This window comes from Streptomyces sp. NPDC059909, assembly GCF_042730885.1.
Classification (GTDB): domain Bacteria; phylum Actinomycetota; class Actinomycetes; order Streptomycetales; family Streptomycetaceae; genus Streptomyces.
This window is the reverse complement of record NZ_JBHWKX010000089.1, coordinates 5290-22506: the sequence shown is the minus strand read 5'-3', so window position 1 is coordinate 22506 and position 17217 is coordinate 5290. Positions and strand designations below refer to the sequence as shown.

Genomic DNA, 17217 nt, shown 5'->3' with positions numbered 1-17217 from the left:
GCAGACCCGTGGGCACAGTTGAGGTCAGAGCAGTCCTGAGAAGCGATTCCCCCCATGCCTAAAGGCACGGGTCCCCTCGCTAGCTATCCGATGGAAGCGCGAGTCGAGGTTCACGTCCCCGTCGATGCCGTTGCGGAGATAGGCGTCCATCGAGGCGACGTAGGTGCGCAGGACGTCCGGGCGGTAGGCCTGCACTTCGTCGAAGAGGAACGCGAGCGTCTTGCTGACGTGCTGGGAGATCCCGATCTCCCAGTGGAACCAGTTGCCGTAGTAGCCCTGGGACTGATCGCCGTAGTGGCGTTCGTGCAGCCGGACGAGACCGTCGATGACCCGGTGCTGCACAGCGGTGTTCTCGTACAGGTCCGACGATGCGCCACCGGGTGTCCGGGTGGCGAGCGCGATCTCGTACAGCCGCCGGAAGGCGGTGTTGAGATTGGCCTCATTGGTGCCGAGCACCAGACCGGCGAACAGCTCGTCCGGGCCCGCCGCGTCCATCGACTGCAGATGCGTCCGCGCGGCCCTGGCGACGGCGGCCAGCTTGGCGGCCGTCTCCGGCCTGGCGTTGGTCTCGGCTGTACCGGCGAAGACGGCCACGGTGTTGGCCAGAAGACGTGCGCTGGCCTCGGCGACCTCGGCGGCGCTCGCCGACCGCGGGGGAATCACCGTCAGAAGACCGGCGGCTGACAGAGCGGACAACAGGCGTCTGCGGGTGATCTCCATGGCGTCCTCCCCGTCGAATTGGCGTGCTGGCGGGCGGAGTCAAGCAGCTGTACCCACCAACGACAAGGCCCCCAGTTCGATACCTTCGACTTCCCGTGCTCTCGGCCGGCCCCACTCCGCTCGTGTCCCGGGAGGACTGGGAGCTCACCGTCACGACTGAGGACGGCACCCGGCACTACTGGGAGTCGGCGGCGTTCACGGCACTGCCCGCGGAGGCATCCACGGTCGACCTGCACTGCGTGGCCAGGTGGTCCAAGTTCGGCACGGAGTGGGAGGGCGTGTCCCCGGAGGTGCTGCTGGAGAACGTCGAGCTGGGGTGGTAGAGGTCGGCGAACAGTCATGTAACTTTCGGTCGCTGAATGGACCCAAGGGCCGTCGGCAATTCCCCGAAGGCAGGCGCTCCGTGAGGGCCGTGCGGTAACTCACCATGCTGGCTGCGATCGGGCCGCCCGATGGGCCGGACGGGGGTGCTTGGCGATATTCCCGCCGGTTCGAGTGGCGCGCCGGGGCGCTCACCAGCGGACCGCGGCCCGAGGCCACCGTACGGCCTTCACGTTCGCCAGTGGCGGCTGCGGTGCCTGTCGAGGCGGCAACGGTGATCGCACCGGCGTGCCGTGCCAGGGCAGCGGATGCTGTCGAGTGCGCGACGCGGTCGGACGAGCCGGAGTCACGACTCCGCCGGCTTTGCGGCGCCGGCAAGGTGGGGGAAGCGGAACTCGGTGCGGCTGTAGCCGGTCGTGCCGGGGCGCAGCACCGTGCTCGGAAAGTCGGGGCGGTTGGGAGTGTCGGGGAAGTGCTGCGTCTCCAGGCAGACCGCGCTGTGGCGGCCGTGCGAGCGGCCGGCGCCGTCCATGAGGGTGCCGTCGAGCTGGTTGGCGGTGTAGACCTGCACGCCGGGTTCCGTCGTCCACACCTCCATGACGCGCGTCGCGGCCGGCGCGATCAGCCGGGCGGCGCGCCGCAGCTCGCCGTCGTCCTCAGCGGCCAGAACCCAGCAGTGGTCGTAGCCTTCGGCCTGCCGGACCTGGTCGTCCGCCGCCAGGAGCCGGTCCCCGAGAAGCTGTGGGGAGGTCAGGTCGAAGGCGGTGCCGGTGACGTCGGCGATGGGGCCGTACGGAATGCCGTCCGTGCCGACGGGCAGGTAGGCGGGGGCGTCGACCTGGAGGGTGTGGCCCAGGATGTCGCCGCCGCCGGCCAGGTTGAAGTAGGCGTGGTTGGTGGCGTTGACCACGGTGGGCCGGTCCGTCACCGTCGTGTATTCGACCGACAGCGTGCCCGAGACATCGAGCGCGTACGTGACGGTCATGTCGAGCGCACCGGGGAACCCCATGTCGCCGTCCGGGCTGTGCAGCGTCAGCCGTACCGCCGTGCTGTCACCGTCCGCCGCCGAAGTGGCTTGCCACACCTTTGTGTCGAAGCCTTCGGGCCCGCCGTGCAGCGCGTGGCCGCGGTCGTTGACGGGGATGTGGTACGTCGCTCCGTCGAGGGTGAAGCGGCCGTGGGCTATGCGGTTGGCGTAGCGGCCGATGAGGGCACCGAAGTAGGAGCTTTTCTCGGCGTACTGGTCGACGGAGGCCAGCGACAGGACGACGGAGGCGGTGTCGCCCGCGGTGTCGGGCACGCCGAGGGCGTGCAAAATGCCGCCGTAGGTGATGATTTCGGCATGCACGCCTGAACCGGATTCCAGTCGCCACAGGTCGACGTCCTGGCCACTCGGGGCGGTGCCGAACGGCCTGTGGTGCACGGTGGGTCGGGGCATGATCAGTCCTCTTGGCGAGCGGGCGTTCGCAGGGAACGGGTCGGCTGTGGGCGGTGGATGGGCCGGCCGTCGTGGCAGGGCCGTCGGCGCCCGCTATACGCCTGGCCGGCCGATGTGGGTCGACTCCCTGACGATGAGTCGGTATCCGGGCCTGATCCGCTGCGGCTCGGACACGGTTCCTCCGGTGAGTCGTTCGACGAGCCGGTCGACGGCCAGGCGGGCGATGGCCGGTTTGTCGGGGGAGATGGTCGTGAGGGTGATGGCGCCGTAGCGGCTCTCCTCGATGTCGTCGAAGCCGACCATGGCGACGTCGCGGGGAACCTCGAGGCCGCGTTCGGTGAGCGTCCGCATGGCTCCGAGGGCGATCAGGTCGTTGTATGCGAAAACGGCGTCGGGCCGTTCGCCGCGCTCCAGCAGCTCGGCCATGGCCTCGGCGCCGTCGGCACGGCCATAACCGTCCGTGGCGACGACCAGGTTTTCGTCCGGCTCCAGACCGGCCGCGGCGAGCTCCTCCCGCCAGCCGCGCAACCGCAGATGGGCGGGTTGGCGCTCACGGCTGGTACGCGAGCCGAGGAAGGCGATCCGGCGTCGGCCGAGGTCCAGAAGATGGCGGACCGCGGTGCGCGCCGCGGCCACGTTGTCGATGGCGATCTGGTCGTAGGGTGCCTCATACTCCCGTTCACCGAGCAGCACCAGCGGGGATGTCTCCTGCCGGGCGAGCAGATCCTCGTTCTCCAGATGGATGGGGCTGAGGATGAGCCCGTCGATGACGTGCGCCCGGAACTCCTGGCTCACCAGCAGTTCCCGCTCGCGCAGGCCGGCCGTGTGGTCGACGAGGACGGTGTAGTCGTGCACCGCCGCGGCGTCGATGACGGCGCCGGCCAGCTCCGCGAAGTAGGGGTTTCCGAGCTCGGGGACGGCGAAGGCGATGATGCCGGTCCGTCCCTTGCGCAGATGGCGCGCCGTGAGATTGGGACGGTAGCCGAGCTCGTCGATGGCCTGTTGCACCTTGGCCCGCATCTGGGGCGTGACGTGGGGGTAGTTGTTCACCACGTTCGACACGGTCTTGATCGACACGCCTGCCCGCTGCGCGACGTCCTTGAGGCTGACGCCCACGACACTCCTCTTACTCGGCTTTGTTCGGCATGGGAACGGGACGGGTGTCCGGTGCTTTCCGGGCTCCGGGAGGGTGCCAGGACCTGGCGTACTCGCGTCCGCGGGGATCCCGGCCGGTTTCAGACTGTTCTTCGGCTGCGTGCCAGATAACGCTGCGCGACCACCACGAGAATGAGGAACCCGCCGCTGACCACGGACTGGTACGAGGAGTTGAGTGAACCGATCTGGTTGATGAGGTTCTGGATCACTGCGAGCAGGAGCACCCCCCACAGGGTGCCGCTGACGGATCCGGCACCGCCGACGAGGAGCGTTCCGCCGATGACCACGGCCGCGATGGCGTCGAGTTCCATCCCGGTGCCGATGATCGTCACACCGGAGGACAGCCGCGCCGCGTTGACGGCCCCGGCGAGGCCGGCCAGGAGCCCACTGAGCAGATATACGATGATCTTGGTTCGTGCGACGGGAAGCCCCATGAGGGTTGCGGCGTCGCTGCTGCCGCCCACGGCGAACAGGGTCTGGCCGAACGAGGTGCGCTGCAGTGCCAGGCCGCCGGCGCCGAAGAGCACGAGGGCAATCAGGATCGGATGGCCGAAGCCCCAGATGCTGCCCTGGCCGAGTTCGGCGAAAGCCGAGTCCTTGGGCACGAGATAGGTGGTGGCGCCTTCGTCAGTGATGGCGAGCAGCAGTCCGCGGGCGCCCAGCAGGGAGGCGAGTGTGACGATGAAGGGCGCCATGCCCGCCCGTGCGATGAGCACGCCGTTGAGCACGCCGATCGCTCCGCACACGGCGAGCGGTAGCAGCAAGGCCGGCAGGAGGCCCCACTGTGAGGCCCACGCGGCGAGTACGCCGCCGAGGGCGAAGACCGAGCCGACGGACAGGTCGATGCCCCCGGTGATGATCACCATGGTCATGCCCAGCGCCACGACGGCGAGGAAGGACGCCTGCACGGTCACCCCGCGGGCGTTGTCGAGGGTGGCGAACGTGGGGTAGACGAAGGAGGCGATCAGGATGACGAGGAGCAGGACCGCGAGGACACCCTGACGCTGGACGAGCGAGGCGAGACGTTCCTTGCCGGAGAGCTCGGCGCCCGCGGGTTCCGTGCCGGCTCCGCCCCCGAGGGGCGCGGGCGCAAGGGTGCCGCTCCCGGAGGCAGCGGGTGGTGGGACGAGTTTCATCGGGATCGGCGCTCCCGTGCGACGTAGACGGCGACGATGATGATGGCCGCCTGGGCTATCTGGGCGGTGGAGTCGGGCAGGTCGTGCTTGACGAGCGTGGCGCGCAGCAACTGCATCAGCAGCGCTCCGGCGACGGTGCCCAGCACGCGGATGGAGCCTCCGGTGAGAGGGGTCCCGCCGACGACGACGGCGGTGATCGCGGACAGTTCCATCAGGTTTCCCAGCGAGGACGGGTCGCTGGCGGTGAGACGGGCGGTGGCGAGGATGCCCGCCAGCGCGGCGAGCACGCCGCACAGGATGTAGACACCGGTCAGGACGCGTTTGACAGGCAGCCCGGCAAGCACCGCGGCGGAGCGGTTGCCGCCGATCGCGACGATCTGCCTCCCGAAGGTGGTCCGGCGTACGAGGAAAGCCATCGCGAGCGCCAGCACAGCGGCGATGAGGACGACCAGCGGGATGCCGAGGAGGCTTCCGGTGCCGAGCGACAGCAGGCCGGGGTTGGTGATCTGCTTCAGCTGGCCGTCCGCCATGACGAGGGCGAGACCGCGCCCGCCGACGAACAGGGCGAGGGTGGCGACGATGGGTTGGAGCCCCACCACGGACACCAGTGTGCCGTTGACGGCGCCGACCGCAGCACCGGCGAAAAGCGCGATGAGCAGGGCGGGCACGAGCCCGTAGCCGAGGTACAGCGGCAGCAGCGCCGCGGCCAGTGCCATGGCGGAACCCACCGAGAGGTCCACGCCCTCGGTGCCGATCACCAGCGCCATGCCGAGCGCCACGATGACGACCGGGGCCACCTGGATGAGCTGGGTGCGGAGGTTGTCGACGGTGAGGAAGTGCTCGGTGAAGACCGCGTTGAAGACCAGGAGCGCGGCCACCGCCGCGTAGACGCCGTGCTCCTGGAGCCATGCGGGCCCGCTCAGCCGCGACAGGCTGCGTGTCGGCGCCGCGGTCGCCTGGGTGGTCACTGGTCCACCATCCTTTCTGCGGGCGCCAGGTGGGTGCTCGGGGTCATCGCGGGTCCTCCTTGCCGGCCGTCGCCTGGGCCGGGACGTGCGCATCGGTGCCGACGTCGGTGCTGTCTGCGGTGGCGGCGATGGCGTCCCCCGTGGTGGCGGTACTCCGTGCGGTGCCGGCGACTTCGCTGTCTGCCACGGGAGGGCCGACGGCAGCGGAGTGGTCGGCGAGCACGGCGAGCAGGGCACTCTCCGAGACCTGATCGCCGGTCAGTTCGCCGGCCGTGGCTCCGCTGCGCAGCACCACGATCCGGTCGGACCCTTCGATGAGTTCCTCGATGTCGGAGGAGATCAGCAGCACGGCGAGCCCTTCCTGGGCCAGCTCGTCGATGAGCGCTTGCACCTCGGCCTTGGCGCCGACGTCGATGCCGCGGGTGGGCTCGTCGAGCAGCAGTACCTTCGGCTCGAGACACAGCCAACGGGCCAGCAGGACCTTCTGCTGGTTCCCGCCGGAGAGTTCGCCGACCTTCTGCTCGGCGCTCGACGCCTTGATGCGCAAGCGCTTCATGAAGATGTCGACGACACGGTCCTGCTGTCTCCGCGAGACGATGCCGGCGCGCGAGAGCCGGGGCAGCGCGGCGAGCACGATGTTCTCGCGGACCGACAGGCCGGGCACTATGCCCTCGGCCTTGCGATCCTCCGGGAGGAGGCTGATCCCGGCACGGATGGCGCTCGAGGAGGAGAACCGGCCGAGAGAGGTGCCGTTGACGCTGATATCCCCCGCTTCGAGCGGCAGAGCGCCGGCGAGGGCCTTGGCGGTCTCGCTGCGGCCGGAGCCCAGAAGACCACCGAGGCCGAGCACTTCGCCGGGGTGGAGTTGCAGCGACACGTCGTCCAACTGGTGCTTGCGGGTCAGACCGGTGGCGATGAGGACGGGCTTGCGCGCGATGTCGTGGCTCTCCTCGCCGAAGCTCGTCACGCCGTGCCTGCGGACCTCGGTGATCTCGCGACCGAGCATCATGGACACCAACTGCATGCGATCGAGTCCGGCCAGGTCGCCGGTGTGGATGTGCTTGCCGTCGCGGAGCACGGTGACCCGGTCGCAGATGCGGTACAGCTCGTCCATGCGGTGGCTGACGTAGACGACGGCGATGTTCTGCCGCCGCAGATCGCCGATGACCCGGAACAGGGTCTCGACCTCGCGCGGTTCAAGGGACGAGGTGGGTTCATCCATGACGACCACCTGCGCCTTGACGGACACCGCACGGGCGAGGGCGACCATCTGCTGTGTGCCGATCCCGAGGGTGTGGAGGGGCCGGCGGGGGTCGACGGTGACGCCGAACCCACCGAGGAGGGCGGCCGCCTCGCTGTGTATGCGCGCGAAGTCGATCAGCCCGAGCCGGGTGCGGGGCTCGCGGCCGAGGAAGATGTTGCGCGCCACACTCATCAGCGGAACCAGGTTCACCTCCTGATAGATCGTGGAGATGCCGGCCTGCTGGGCCTCGAAGGGGCGGGCGAAGTTCACCGGCCGCCCCGACAACAGCAACTCGCCGCCGTCCGGGCGGTGGACGCCGGTGAGTACCTTGATCAGGGTCGACTTGCCCGCGCCGTTCTCGCCGACGAGCGCGTGGGTCTCACCCGCGCGCAAGCTGAACGAGACGTCGTCGAGGGCGACCACGCCGGGGAAGCGTTTGCCGACGCCGCGAGCCTCCAGCACCGTCGGCGCGGCTGCCGGCTGTGTGCCGGTCGCCGCGGGCGCTGCCGCTTCGGGGGGTGCCATGAAACGTGGCCTTCCGGAGTTCGATGGTGGGACCCGGGCCGCCACGGGCAGCGAACACTGTGGCGGCCCGGAGCGGGCCAGGGCCTTGTGTGCGGACAAGGCCGGATCAGGAGCCGGAGCCCGAAGAGGGGACCGGTCAGTACGCTCCGCCGATGGAGGCCTTGGCGTTGGACTCGTCGTATTCGCGATCGGCGATGATGACGTTCTCCGGGATCTCCTCGCCGGCGTAGAACTTCCGCGCGGTGGCGAAGGCGAGCGGGCCGAAGCGGGGGTTGGACTCGATGACGGCGTTGAGTTCGCCGTTGGCCAGGGCTTGGACGGCGTTGCGGGTGCCGTCGATGGAGACGATCTTGACATCCTTGCCCGGGGTCTTTCCGGCGGCCTTCAGGGCGGTGACGGCGCCGAGTGCCATCTCGTCGTTCTCCGCGTAGACGGCGGTGATGTCGGGCTTGGACTGGATCAGCTGCTCCATGACCTGCTGACCCTTGTCGCGGGCGAATTCACCGGTCTGCTGGGCCACGATCTCCAGACCTGGCGCCTTGGCCTCGATCCGGTCGACGAAGCCCTTGGTGCGGTCGGTGGTGACGTTGTTCCCCGACGCGCCGAGGAGGATCGCGACCTTGCCCTTGCCGCCGGTCACCTTGATCATCGCGTCGGCCGACCGCTTGCCCTGTTCGACGAAGTCGGAGCCGAGGAAGGCGAGATAGTCCTTGCAGGCCGTGGCGTTGACCTTGCGGTCGATCGTGAGGACGGGCACCTTCTTCGCCGCGGCTGCCTGGAATGCCGGCTCCAGACCGTCGGAGTTGAGGGGTGCGACGATGAGGAACTGGGCGCCCTGCGCGAGCATGTCCTGGATGTCGCTGATCTGCTTGGACAGCTGGGACTGGGCATTGGTGGTCAGAAGCTTCTTCACGCCGAGCTTGGCGGCCTCGTCCTTTATGGACTGCGTCTCGGCGATCCGGAACGGGTTGGCCTCCTTCTCCGACTGGGAGAAGCCGACGACCGCGTTCTTCAGGTCGAGCTTCGGAGCGCCGTAGGTCTCCAGCTTGCAGCCGGGACCGGAGGACGCCGCCGGTGTCTGGACCGCCTGGGCGGCCTGGCCGCTGTCGCCGCCGGCGTTGTTCGAGGTCTCCGACTTGGCGCACCCGGAGAGGGCCAGCGCGGCGGTGGCGGCGACCAGAGAGGCGACAGCGAGCGTGCGGGATCGCTGCGGAAGGGTCATGGGAGGACACTCCTTGGCGGGGGACAGCACCGCCGAGTGGCGTGCGGTCGGGCGGGGTGGATAGACAGAGAACCGGCCTGTTCCGGATGTCCGGCAGGCTTGGTCAGTGCGGTCCTGACCTGGGCAGACGCGAGCCTCGAAACCTCCGTACGGCGTCGGCGGCTCCGGCTTTACAACGTTATAACGCTGGTGGAGCGTGCGCGGCAAGAGTGCGGTGCGACGTTTCCGGGATGCGTCCGAGCCGTGAACTGCCCGCCCTCTTGCTGATGATGACGTCGGGTCAGGCGAGTTGTGTGAGGGGTCTGGACAGCCGCCGGAGGGCGTGCTGTCATTCCGCTGCAAAACAGTTTTCCAACGTTGAAACGCCTGCCGGCCGTTGCGGTCGGTCGCTCCTGCGCCGGTGTCCTGCCGATCCGGTTCGCCGCCGGTCGGAGCACGTTCACGAGACTGTGCGGCGACCCGCCATGTGCCATGGCCTCGAGCTGAGCACGGCACCTCGCCGGAGCCGTTCAGCCGTTCCGCCCCTCCCAGGTCCGGTTCCTGATCCCCTCTGTACGAGGAAAGATTCGATGACAAGACAACACACCCGCCCACGAGCCAGAGTGTGGGCGCTCCTGACCGCTGCCGCCCTGGTGCTGCCGACGAGCGGCCTGGTTCCCACCGCATCGGCCGCGGAGCCGACCAGCGCGGTCATGTCCTCCGCAGACAGGGCCCCTGCCGAGAACCGCACCGCCGAGAATGCCGCCATCGAGGTGCACGGCCTGAAGGGTGAGTACTTCAGCATGTCGGCGCCGGGTGCCCGGGACTTCGCGGAGCTCGGCGGCACCTCGCTCGATCCGCAGATCAACTTTCCCGGACTCACGACCACCTTCGAGACGCTGACCGGAAGGTCAGAGCACACAACCGCTCGCTGGACTGGCCAGATCGAGGCACCGGCCACCGGTGACTACACGTTCCACGGCATCGGCGACAACGGCTTCCGGCTCTTCATCGACGGCAAGCCGGTCATCGACCACTGGGTGGGCGACTGGGACAGGGAGCAGACCAGCGCGCCGGTCGAGCTGACCGCCGGTCAGAAGTACGACTTCCGTCTGGAGATGTTCCAGGACGTCGGCGGGGCGAACATGTTCCTGCGCTGGTCGACTCCGGCATTGCCCAAGCAGTTGGTGCCGGAATCGGCGTTCACCCCGCCGGCCGGCTTCGAGGTCTACCCGGTGGAGCTGTCCGTCGCCGATGACGGCCGGAGGCTGAGGGCGAGGTTCGAGAACAGGGTCAGTGACATGCAGGCGGTCAAGGACCACCTGAAGATCGAGGCCGACACTACGGCCATGCCGATCAAGGCGGTCGCGGTCGCCCCGAGCGACCCGAACTCCCTCATCGTCACCCTCGCCGAGCCGATCCAGAAGAACCAGCAGGTCAAGGTCGTTTACGACGGCGAAGGCGGCCTCAAGGCCGGCGACGAGACCGTGCCGCAGATCATCCGCTTCGCGCAGAACGCCTCCACCCACCGGCTCACCACCGCATGGGGCGACGAGCTCGACGAGAACAACCCGCTGCCCGAGTACCCCCGCCCGCAGCAGGTGCGCGACAACTGGAAGAACCTCAACGGCCCCTGGCAGTTCAGCGGTGCAGGCGCGGGCGAGCAGCCGGTCTTCGGCAAAGGCCTCGACGAGAAGATCATCGTGCCGTTCCCGGTCGAGTCACAGCTCTCCGGGATCGAGCGGCACGAGGACCACATGTTCTACCGCAAGCTCGTGAACGTGCCCAAGGACTGGAAGGTCGGCAACGGCAACCGGCTGAAGCTCAACTTCGGCGCCGTCGACTACCGGGCCCGCGTCTGGGTCAACGGCAAGCAGGTCGCCGAACACACCGGCGGCTACAACGCCTTCAGCGCCGACGTCACCGACGCGCTCAAGGGCACCGGACCGCAGGAGGTCGTCGTCGCAGTCACCGACACCGGCGGCGCGAACCAGCCGATGGGCAAGCAGTCCACCAATCCGGGCGGCATCTTCTACACCCAGTCGTCCGGCATCTGGCAGACGGTCTGGATGGAGCCCGTCGCCGACGCCTCGATCGACAACGTCGTCACCACGCCCGACATCGACACCAGCAGCCTGGCAGTGACCGTCGAGTCCGACGACGCGTCCCCCAATGCCCGTGTCGAGGCCGTCGCCCGCGACGCCAGCGGCAAGGTCGTCGGCAAGGTCAGCGGGCCGGCCAACAGCAAGCTGCGCTTGCCCGTGGCCGAGCAGCACCTGTGGAGCCCCGACGACCCCTACCTCTACGACCTCGACGTCGAACTGACCGACGGCAGGTCGACCGACACCATCGACAGCTACTTCGGCATGCGGAAGATCGGGATCGAGACGGTCGGAGGCTTCCGCAAGCTGATGCTCAACGGAAAGCCGATCTTCTCCCTCGCCACGCTCGACCAGGGCTTCTGGCCGGACGGCCTCTACACCCCGCCTAGCGACAAGGCCCTCGCGTTCGACCTCGAGGCCCACAAGAAGCTCGGTTTCAACGCCGTCCGCAAGCACATCAAGGTGGAGTCGCCCCGCTGGTTCTACCACGCGGACAAGCTCGGCCTCCTGGTCTGGCAGGACTTCGTCTCCGGGAACCTCACCGACGAGACGGGCCGGAGGGCCTTCGTCGACCAGGGCCGGGAGATGATGCGGCAGCATCACAACTCGCCCTCGGTCATCGGCTGGATCGTCTTCAACGAGGGCTGGGGCGAGTGGAACCGCGAGGAGAGCGGCCGCATCGCCGAGTCCGTCAAGGCCGCCGACCCCTCCCGGGTCGTCAACGCCCACAGCGGTGTCAACTGCTGCAACTCCAAGGGCGACTCGGGCAAGGGCGACATCATCGACCACCACGACTACAACAACACCGACCCGGCCTTTCCCGACGAGAACCGGGCGGCGATGGACGGCGAGCACGGAGGGTTCACACTCCGCACCCCGGGCCACATGTGGCCCGGCGCGCCGACGGTGATCTACAGCGGTGTCGCCGACAAGGAGGCACTGACGCGCAAGTACGTAGAGAACACCGAGCGGTTCTACCTCGAGGCAGCCGGAGCCGAGCTTTCCGGCTCGGTGTACACGCAGATCTCCGACCTGGAGAACGAGCTCAACGGTCTCTACACCTACGACCGCCGGGAGATCAAGATCGACCCGGTCAGGGTGCGCGAGATCAACCGCAAGGTCATCGCCGCGGGCGCCGCCGCCGGTGAACGGGACGAGCTGAGCGGCGGCGGTTCCTGGGCCCTCGACGAGGGCAAGGGCACCACCGCCGGCGACGCCGGCCCCAACAACAAGCCCCTGCAGCTGACCGAAGGCACCACCTGGACCCCCGGCGTCAGCGGCAGCGCGCTGAAGTTCGACGGCCAGGGCCAGTTCGCCGAGACCGACGGCCCCGTGCTCGACACCACCAAGAGCTACTCCATCTCCGCCTGGGTCACGCTCGACTCCCTCCCCGGCAACTACGCGACCGCCGTCAGCCAGGACGGCCGGCGCCAGGAGAACCCGTTCTACCTGCAGTACGGGCAGGGCGCCTTCGCCTTCAGCACGCCCGGCGGCAACCGCGCCCGCCTGGAGACCAAGCCCGAACTGGGCCGCTGGTACCACCTCGTCGGCGTGCGCGACACCGCGGGCAACAAGATCGAGCTGTACCTCGACGGCAAGCTCGTCGCGACGGCCGCCCCCGGCCCGGCCGACGTCAGCACCGGACCGCTCTCCGTCGGCCGCGCCCAGTGGAGCGGCGGCAACGTCGACTTCTGGCACGGCGCGATCGACCAGGTCCACGCCTACGACAAGGCGCTCACCGCCGAGGAGGTGAGCGCGCTCCACGCCCAGGAGAAACCGCAGTCCTGACCGTCGCCTGGAGACCCGGCGAGTGGGCCACGGTCCGCTCGCCGGGAACCCGCACACCCGGCGGCAACGCCGGAGTCCTGCCGCCGGCTTCCGGACCTGCCCCGCGAGCACCGCCTCGAGCCGAAGCGGCAGCCCCGCGCCATGCCTGACCCGCCCACCGGTACGGAGAGACGGAGCACCCGCATGCCCCTCGACCGACGACAGTTCCTGCACAGCGGAGCGCTGACCCTGGGTGCCGCCGCCCTGACCAGCCCCCTCGCGCCCGGCGCCGTCGCCCGGACCGGCCCCCCCCCGCCCGGCGCCGACGCCCGCCGGCCCGGACCCTCCGGCGCCCCGGCCGGGATCCGGCCGGCCGGGCTCCCCATGTACCCCGACGTTGGCCCCGGCACCACGGTCCTCGATCACCAGGCACTGCTCGGCGACATCGTGGAGGCGGAGTGGTACGAAGCCAACATCCCCTTCGTCGACGTGCCCGACCAGGCGATCAAGGACACCTACTACTACCGGTGGCGGGTGATCAAGCACGCACTGAAGTACGCCGGGGCCGAAGAGGGCTGGATCTTCTCGGAGTTCCTCGGCCCGGTCGGCTACTCCGCGCCGAACGGCGGAATCGTAGCCGCGGCAGCCCACCACGTCCGCGAGGCCCGCTGGCTGCGCGACAGCCGCTACCTCGACGACTACATCGACTACTGGCTGCGCGGCAGCGGCTCCGGGCCCAAGCCGGCCACGGACTTCCTCAACAAGAACACGACCGACTGGGCGCACCAGTACTCGTTCTGGATCGCCGACGCCGTCGTGGCCCGGGCGTCGGCGGACGGAAGATGGGACTTCGCGCTCGACCGCCTTCCCGAGCTGGAGCGCCAGTGGGAGAAGTGGGCTCCGCAGTACGACAAGGAACTCGGCCTGTACTGGCAGACGCCGGTGTGGGACGCGATGGAGTACACGGCGAGCGCCTACCAGAGCGACGGCCCTTACCACGGCGGCGACGGGTTCCGCCCCACGCTCAACGCGTACCAGTACGGCGACGCCAAGGCGATCGCCACACTGCTGCGGCTGCGGGACAGGGCCGGTGACGGTGCGAAGGCCCAGCGGTACGACGACCGCGCGGCGGCGCTGCGGGCGAACCAGGAGCGCTGGCTGTGGGACGAGGAGGACCAGTTCTACAAGCACGTCATGCGCGATGGCAATCCCGACCGGCACAAGATTGCCGACCGGGAGCAGATCGGCTTCCTACCGTGGTACTTCCACATGGCTCCGGCCGAGAACGCCGCCGCGTGGGCCCAGCTGACCGACCCCCAGGGCTTCGCCGCACCCTTCGGGCCGACGACGGTCGAGCGGCGCAGCCCGTGGTTCATGCACGAGGCACTCCACGGCTGTTGCCGGTGGAACGGTCCAAGCTGGCCGTTCTCCACCAGCCACACACTCACCGCGCTGGCGAACCTCCTCATCGACTACCCCGGCCAGCCCTACGTCGGCCGCGCCGACTACTACGTCGCGCTCCGCAGGTACGCCCTGACCCACCGCAAGAACGGGGAGCCCTACGTCGCCGAGGCACACCACCCGGACGAGGACCGCTGGATCTACGACGGCCGCGGGCACAGCGAGGACTACAACCACTCCACCTTCAACGACCTCGTACTCTCCGGCCTGCTGGGGATCCGCCCCCAGGCCGGGACCAGTGTCGAGATCGCACCGCTCGCCCCGAAGGAATGGGACCACTTCGCGGTGGAGAACCTCGCCTACCAGGGCCGCAACCTCACCGTCCTGTGGGACCGCTACGGCACGACGTACGGCCGCGGAGCCGGCCTGACCGTGTGGCTCGACGGCAGGCGGGTGCATCGCCAGAACGGCCTCGACCCCGTGCGCCTCGACACAGGCCGGGCCGTGCACCGCCGGACACCGCCCCGAGTCGTCGACGACCTCGCGAACGTCGCCCGCAGCGGGTACCCGGCCGCAAGTGCCTCGTACACGTTCCACCTGGACAGTCCGGCCAGGGCGATCGACGGGCAGGACCTGCACATCGACACACCGCCGTCACGGTGGACGAACTACCAGAGCCCGAACGGCACCGACTGGCTCGCCGTCGACCTGGGCGTCCCCACCCCCGTGTCGGACATCCGGATCTCCTTCTACGACGACGGCGGCGGTGTCCGCACCCCCGACTCATACGCACTCGAGTACCGCACCGAGACCGGGGACTGGCATCCGCTGCCCGGCCAGCGCCGTGCCCCGGCCACCCCGCAGCGCGGCGTCCTCAACCGAGTCCTCCTCGACCGCACCGTCACGACCGACGGGCTGCGGCTCACCGCGCTGCGCGGCGGAGGCGGAGGCGTGGGGGTGAGCGCCTGGCAGTCGTGGCGTGCCGAGGACCCACGACTCGACGTCGCGATCGAGACGGGGCCGGAAGGGCTGATCGCAGTGCAGCCGGGCAAGGCGGTGGAGGTCACGACCACGGTGAGGGCAACCGGCACCGTGGTCGTCCACCCGGAGCTGCTGGCGCCCCGCGGCTGGCAGGCCACGCCTCGCGAGCCGGTCCGCCCAAGACCGGTCGGAGCCGGACAGACGCTGCGGACACCGTGGCTGGTGACGGCTCCCGCCGATCTGCCGCACGGTGCGCAGGCGCCGCTGCGCCTGCTGGTCCAGTCCCGGCTCAGCGACGGCTCGCTGCGTGTCACGGGCGATGTCACCCGGGCTGAGGCGGGGTGAGCGGCGGTTTCTGCCGGACGTCAGGTTCCCGACGACGGCCGGCATGACGTTGATGATCCGCCCGGACCGGCGCTCGCGCATTGAGGGGAGGACCGCCGCGATACCGTGCAGCACGCCGCGCAGGTTCACCTCGATCTTCTGGTTGAACTCGTCGACGCGCAGGGCTTCTTTGAAAGCGAGCGGCATCACACCGGCGTTGTTGACCAGCACAACGGCCTGCCCGTGGCGGGCGAGCACGCCGTCGACGCAGGCCTTGTCCGAGTTGCCGACGTGCGTGCGGCACAGGACCGCGTGGGGCTGTTCGAGATGGCCGAGTTCGGTGGTGAGCGTGGCGCTGCCGTGCAGGCGGATGGGGGCCTGGGCGTCACGAACGCCTTCCACCACTTCGGTGAGCTCCTGCCCGACCTCACCACTGGGCTGGACAAGGCCTGTGTTGACTTCTCTTGCCCGTACGCCCACATCAAGGTGTCTCGTCTGCGGCCTCTCTCGCTGCCATGATCTCCGTCTCGTACTGGTCGATGACCTGCTCCGCCGTCCGGCCGGAGTACCTCGCGACCTCGTCGACGGCCACGACAGCCCAGTTCGCCAGCGACAACGCGAACGCCACCAGATCGTCCTCACCCCGAGCCCGCTTGACGCCCAGGAGATAGGCCAGATTCAGATATGGGACGAGGTCGGATTCCGCGGAGCGTCCGGTGCTCGTCCTCAACAACTCGATCGTGGTCCGCGTCGCTTCCTCCCTCAACGGCAGCAGCCGCTCCCGCTCGGCCTGAACCTCGGCGATCATCTGCTGACGCTCCCGCTTGTCCACGCTGCCCTCCCAGTACACACGCCATGCACCACACCAACGGCACCGTACGACGCCAAAACGGCCCGTGGGGCGGGCAGATGTAGTTGTCAGTCCTCGTTCATAGGATCACGGCATGTCTGATGCCTTCACCGTCTTGTGGACCCATGACACCTGCCGCGCCCTGCGCAAGTCGGGCCGTGTTGGAGAGCGGCCGCCGGTCGCCTTCAGCGGCGTCCATTCCTCCCTGCCCGCCTGGTCGGGTGCCCGTGTGGGGGACGAGGTGTACGCGCTGCACGTCAACCGGTGCGTCGTGTTCGTGGTGAGCCGGATGCGGGTGATCGACATGGAGCGGCGCGACTGCTGCGGCACCGCCCCCGCGACGTGGCAGGACCCGGCGTTTCCCGGGCACGGCGACTGGTCGATGCTCGGCGCCGGTGGCTGCGGCGCCGCGGCAGTGCATGTGGACGCGACGCCCGTACGCTTCGACATGCCGATCCCCGGCGATCTGCTGGCGAGGCTTACCTGGCGTAACCGCCGAGGCCACACCCGCGGTCTGAAATACGTGGCGGACGGCCGTCTCGAGCGCTCGATCAGTCTCCAGGGGTTCTACCGTCTGACTTCCGAGTCCGCCGGCGAGTTGGCGGAGGTCGTCGGCAACGCCTTGCGAACGGCGCCGTGACACGGCGGCACAGCGACTGTCAGGGCGTGGAAGGCCTTGGTCGGAGGATGGCTCGCCGGTCAGTGACAGTCGGAACGCGAGGTCCAGGGCAGGGCCGGGCAGCGGCGTCACGGGAGGAAGTGCGTGCCGCTCCCTGCACCACCTGCGGAGCCCAGCATTCCTGGGGCGCTCCGGCTTGACCGTGTCGGCTCCGCGCCGGGGGGCTGTGGCCCTTGCGCGACCCGGACGCGGGTCGGGCTGGATGACGATAACAACGGCAGCGGCAGCGGCAGCGGGGACTGATCGGGGCCGACCGGTCCGCTCCTGACGAGGGGGGTGCCGGACTCGCGGAGTGGGCCTGCATCGACGTGCTTCGACGTCTGGCCACTGTGCGGTCGTGGGGGGGGTGGGGGGGGGGGGGAGGAGCGGGGAAAAGACAAAAACAAAAAAAAAAGGAGAAAAAGAG

Annotated in this window: 12 protein-coding genes and 1 pseudogene; 4 read left to right on the top strand and 9 right to left on the bottom strand. The window is 69.1% G+C overall.

Annotated elements, in window-relative coordinates; genetic code table 11:
* Positions 1-24: 24 nt before the first annotated feature.
* Complete coding sequence (locus ACFV9O_RS34900; protein ID WP_385425451.1) at positions 25-720, bottom strand: hypothetical protein; 696 nt, start codon at positions 718-720, stop codon at positions 25-27.
* A 95-nt stretch (positions 721-815) separates the two neighbouring features.
* Here ACFV9O_RS34900 and ACFV9O_RS34895 point away from each other — a divergent pair, with 95 nt between their 5' ends.
* Positions 816-1043, top strand: a complete 228-nt coding sequence (locus tag ACFV9O_RS34895) for a molybdopterin-dependent oxidoreductase (RefSeq protein ID WP_385425448.1) — start codon at positions 816-818, stop codon at positions 1041-1043.
* 344 nt (positions 1044-1387) lie between these two features.
* Here ACFV9O_RS34895 and ACFV9O_RS34890 read toward each other — a convergent pair whose 3' ends face one another.
* The 6 genes from ACFV9O_RS34890 to ACFV9O_RS34865 all read right to left on the bottom strand — a co-directional run bounded on the left by ACFV9O_RS34890 (position 1388) and on the right by ACFV9O_RS34865 (position 8728).
* Positions 1388-2479, bottom strand: coding sequence for an aldose epimerase family protein (locus tag ACFV9O_RS34890; RefSeq protein WP_385425445.1), 1092 nt, complete (start codon positions 2477-2479; stop codon positions 1388-1390).
* Positions 2480-2572: 93 nt separating this feature from the next.
* The gene (locus ACFV9O_RS34885) at positions 2573-3595 is read right to left on the bottom strand and encodes a LacI family DNA-binding transcriptional regulator (protein ID WP_385425442.1); all 1023 of its coding nucleotides are present in this window, start codon (positions 3593-3595) and stop codon (positions 2573-2575) included.
* A gap of 119 nt (positions 3596-3714) precedes the next feature.
* Positions 3715-4770: an ABC transporter permease gene (locus ACFV9O_RS34880; RefSeq protein WP_385425439.1), complete on the bottom strand. Its 1056-nt coding sequence runs from the start codon at positions 4768-4770 to the stop codon at positions 3715-3717.
* Positions 4767-5738, bottom strand: a complete 972-nt coding sequence (locus tag ACFV9O_RS34875; RefSeq protein ID WP_385425436.1) for an ABC transporter permease — start codon at positions 5736-5738, stop codon at positions 4767-4769. Before ACFV9O_RS34875 ends, ACFV9O_RS34880 begins: the two co-directional genes overlap by 4 nt.
* 43 nt (positions 5739-5781) lie before the next feature.
* Entirely contained in the window at positions 5782-7506 is a 1725-nt protein-coding gene (locus ACFV9O_RS34870) for a sugar ABC transporter ATP-binding protein (RefSeq protein ID WP_385425433.1), read from the bottom strand.
* 136 nt (positions 7507-7642) lie between these two features.
* Positions 7643-8728: an ABC transporter substrate-binding protein gene (locus ACFV9O_RS34865; RefSeq protein ID WP_385425430.1), complete on the bottom strand. Its 1086-nt coding sequence runs from the start codon at positions 8726-8728 to the stop codon at positions 7643-7645.
* A 569-nt stretch (positions 8729-9297) separates the two neighbouring features.
* Here ACFV9O_RS34865 and ACFV9O_RS34860 point away from each other — a divergent pair.
* Together ACFV9O_RS34860 and ACFV9O_RS34855 are read left to right on the top strand one after the other, a co-directional pair.
* Positions 9298-12597, top strand: a complete 3300-nt coding sequence (locus ACFV9O_RS34860) for a LamG-like jellyroll fold domain-containing protein (RefSeq protein ID WP_385425427.1) — start codon at positions 9298-9300, stop codon at positions 12595-12597.
* Positions 12598-12780: 183 nt separating this feature from the next.
* Positions 12781-15303 (top strand): discoidin domain-containing protein, encoded by a 2523-nt coding sequence (locus ACFV9O_RS34855; protein ID WP_385425424.1) that lies wholly within the window; start codon positions 12781-12783, stop codon positions 15301-15303.
* A 102-nt stretch (positions 15304-15405) separates the two neighbouring features.
* Here the strand turns inward: ACFV9O_RS34855 and ACFV9O_RS34850 are convergent.
* Together ACFV9O_RS34850 and ACFV9O_RS34845 are read right to left on the bottom strand one after the other, a co-directional pair.
* A pseudogene (locus ACFV9O_RS34850) lies at positions 15406-15684 on the bottom strand (SDR family NAD(P)-dependent oxidoreductase); the annotation flags it as partial.
* A gap of 79 nt (positions 15685-15763) precedes the next feature.
* Positions 15764-16114: a hypothetical protein gene (locus ACFV9O_RS34845; protein WP_385425422.1), complete on the bottom strand. Its 351-nt coding sequence runs from the start codon at positions 16112-16114 to the stop codon at positions 15764-15766.
* Between the two features lie 112 nt (positions 16115-16226).
* Between ACFV9O_RS34845 and ACFV9O_RS34840 the strand changes: the two genes are divergently transcribed.
* On the top strand, positions 16227-16772 hold the full coding sequence (locus ACFV9O_RS34840) for a hypothetical protein (protein ID WP_385425420.1): 546 nt from the start codon (positions 16227-16229) through the stop codon (positions 16770-16772).
* Positions 16773-17217 lie beyond the last annotated feature (445 nt).

Coding starts and splice junctions, on each gene's coding strand:
- ACFV9O_RS34900 (WP_385425451.1), bottom strand. CDS start 720: ATGGAGATCACCCGCAGACGCCTGTTGTCCGCTCTGTCAGCCGCCGGT.
- ACFV9O_RS34880 (WP_385425439.1), bottom strand. CDS start 4,770: ATGAAACTCGTCCCACCACCCGCTGCCTCCGGGAGCGGCACCCTTGCG.
- ACFV9O_RS34870 (WP_385425433.1), bottom strand. CDS start 7,506: ATGGCACCCCCCGAAGCGGCAGCGCCCGCGGCGACCGGCACACAGCCG.
- ACFV9O_RS34860 (WP_385425427.1), top strand. CDS start 9,298: ATGACAAGACAACACACCCGCCCACGAGCCAGAGTGTGGGCGCTCCTG.
- ACFV9O_RS34840 (WP_385425420.1), top strand. CDS start 16,227: ATGTCTGATGCCTTCACCGTCTTGTGGACCCATGACACCTGCCGCGCC.
- ACFV9O_RS34855 (WP_385425424.1), top strand. CDS start 12,781: ATGCCCCTCGACCGACGACAGTTCCTGCACAGCGGAGCGCTGACCCTG.
- ACFV9O_RS34865 (WP_385425430.1), bottom strand. CDS start 8,728: ATGACCCTTCCGCAGCGATCCCGCACGCTCGCTGTCGCCTCTCTGGTC.
- ACFV9O_RS34890 (WP_385425445.1), bottom strand. CDS start 2,479: ATGCCCCGACCCACCGTGCACCACAGGCCGTTCGGCACCGCCCCGAGT.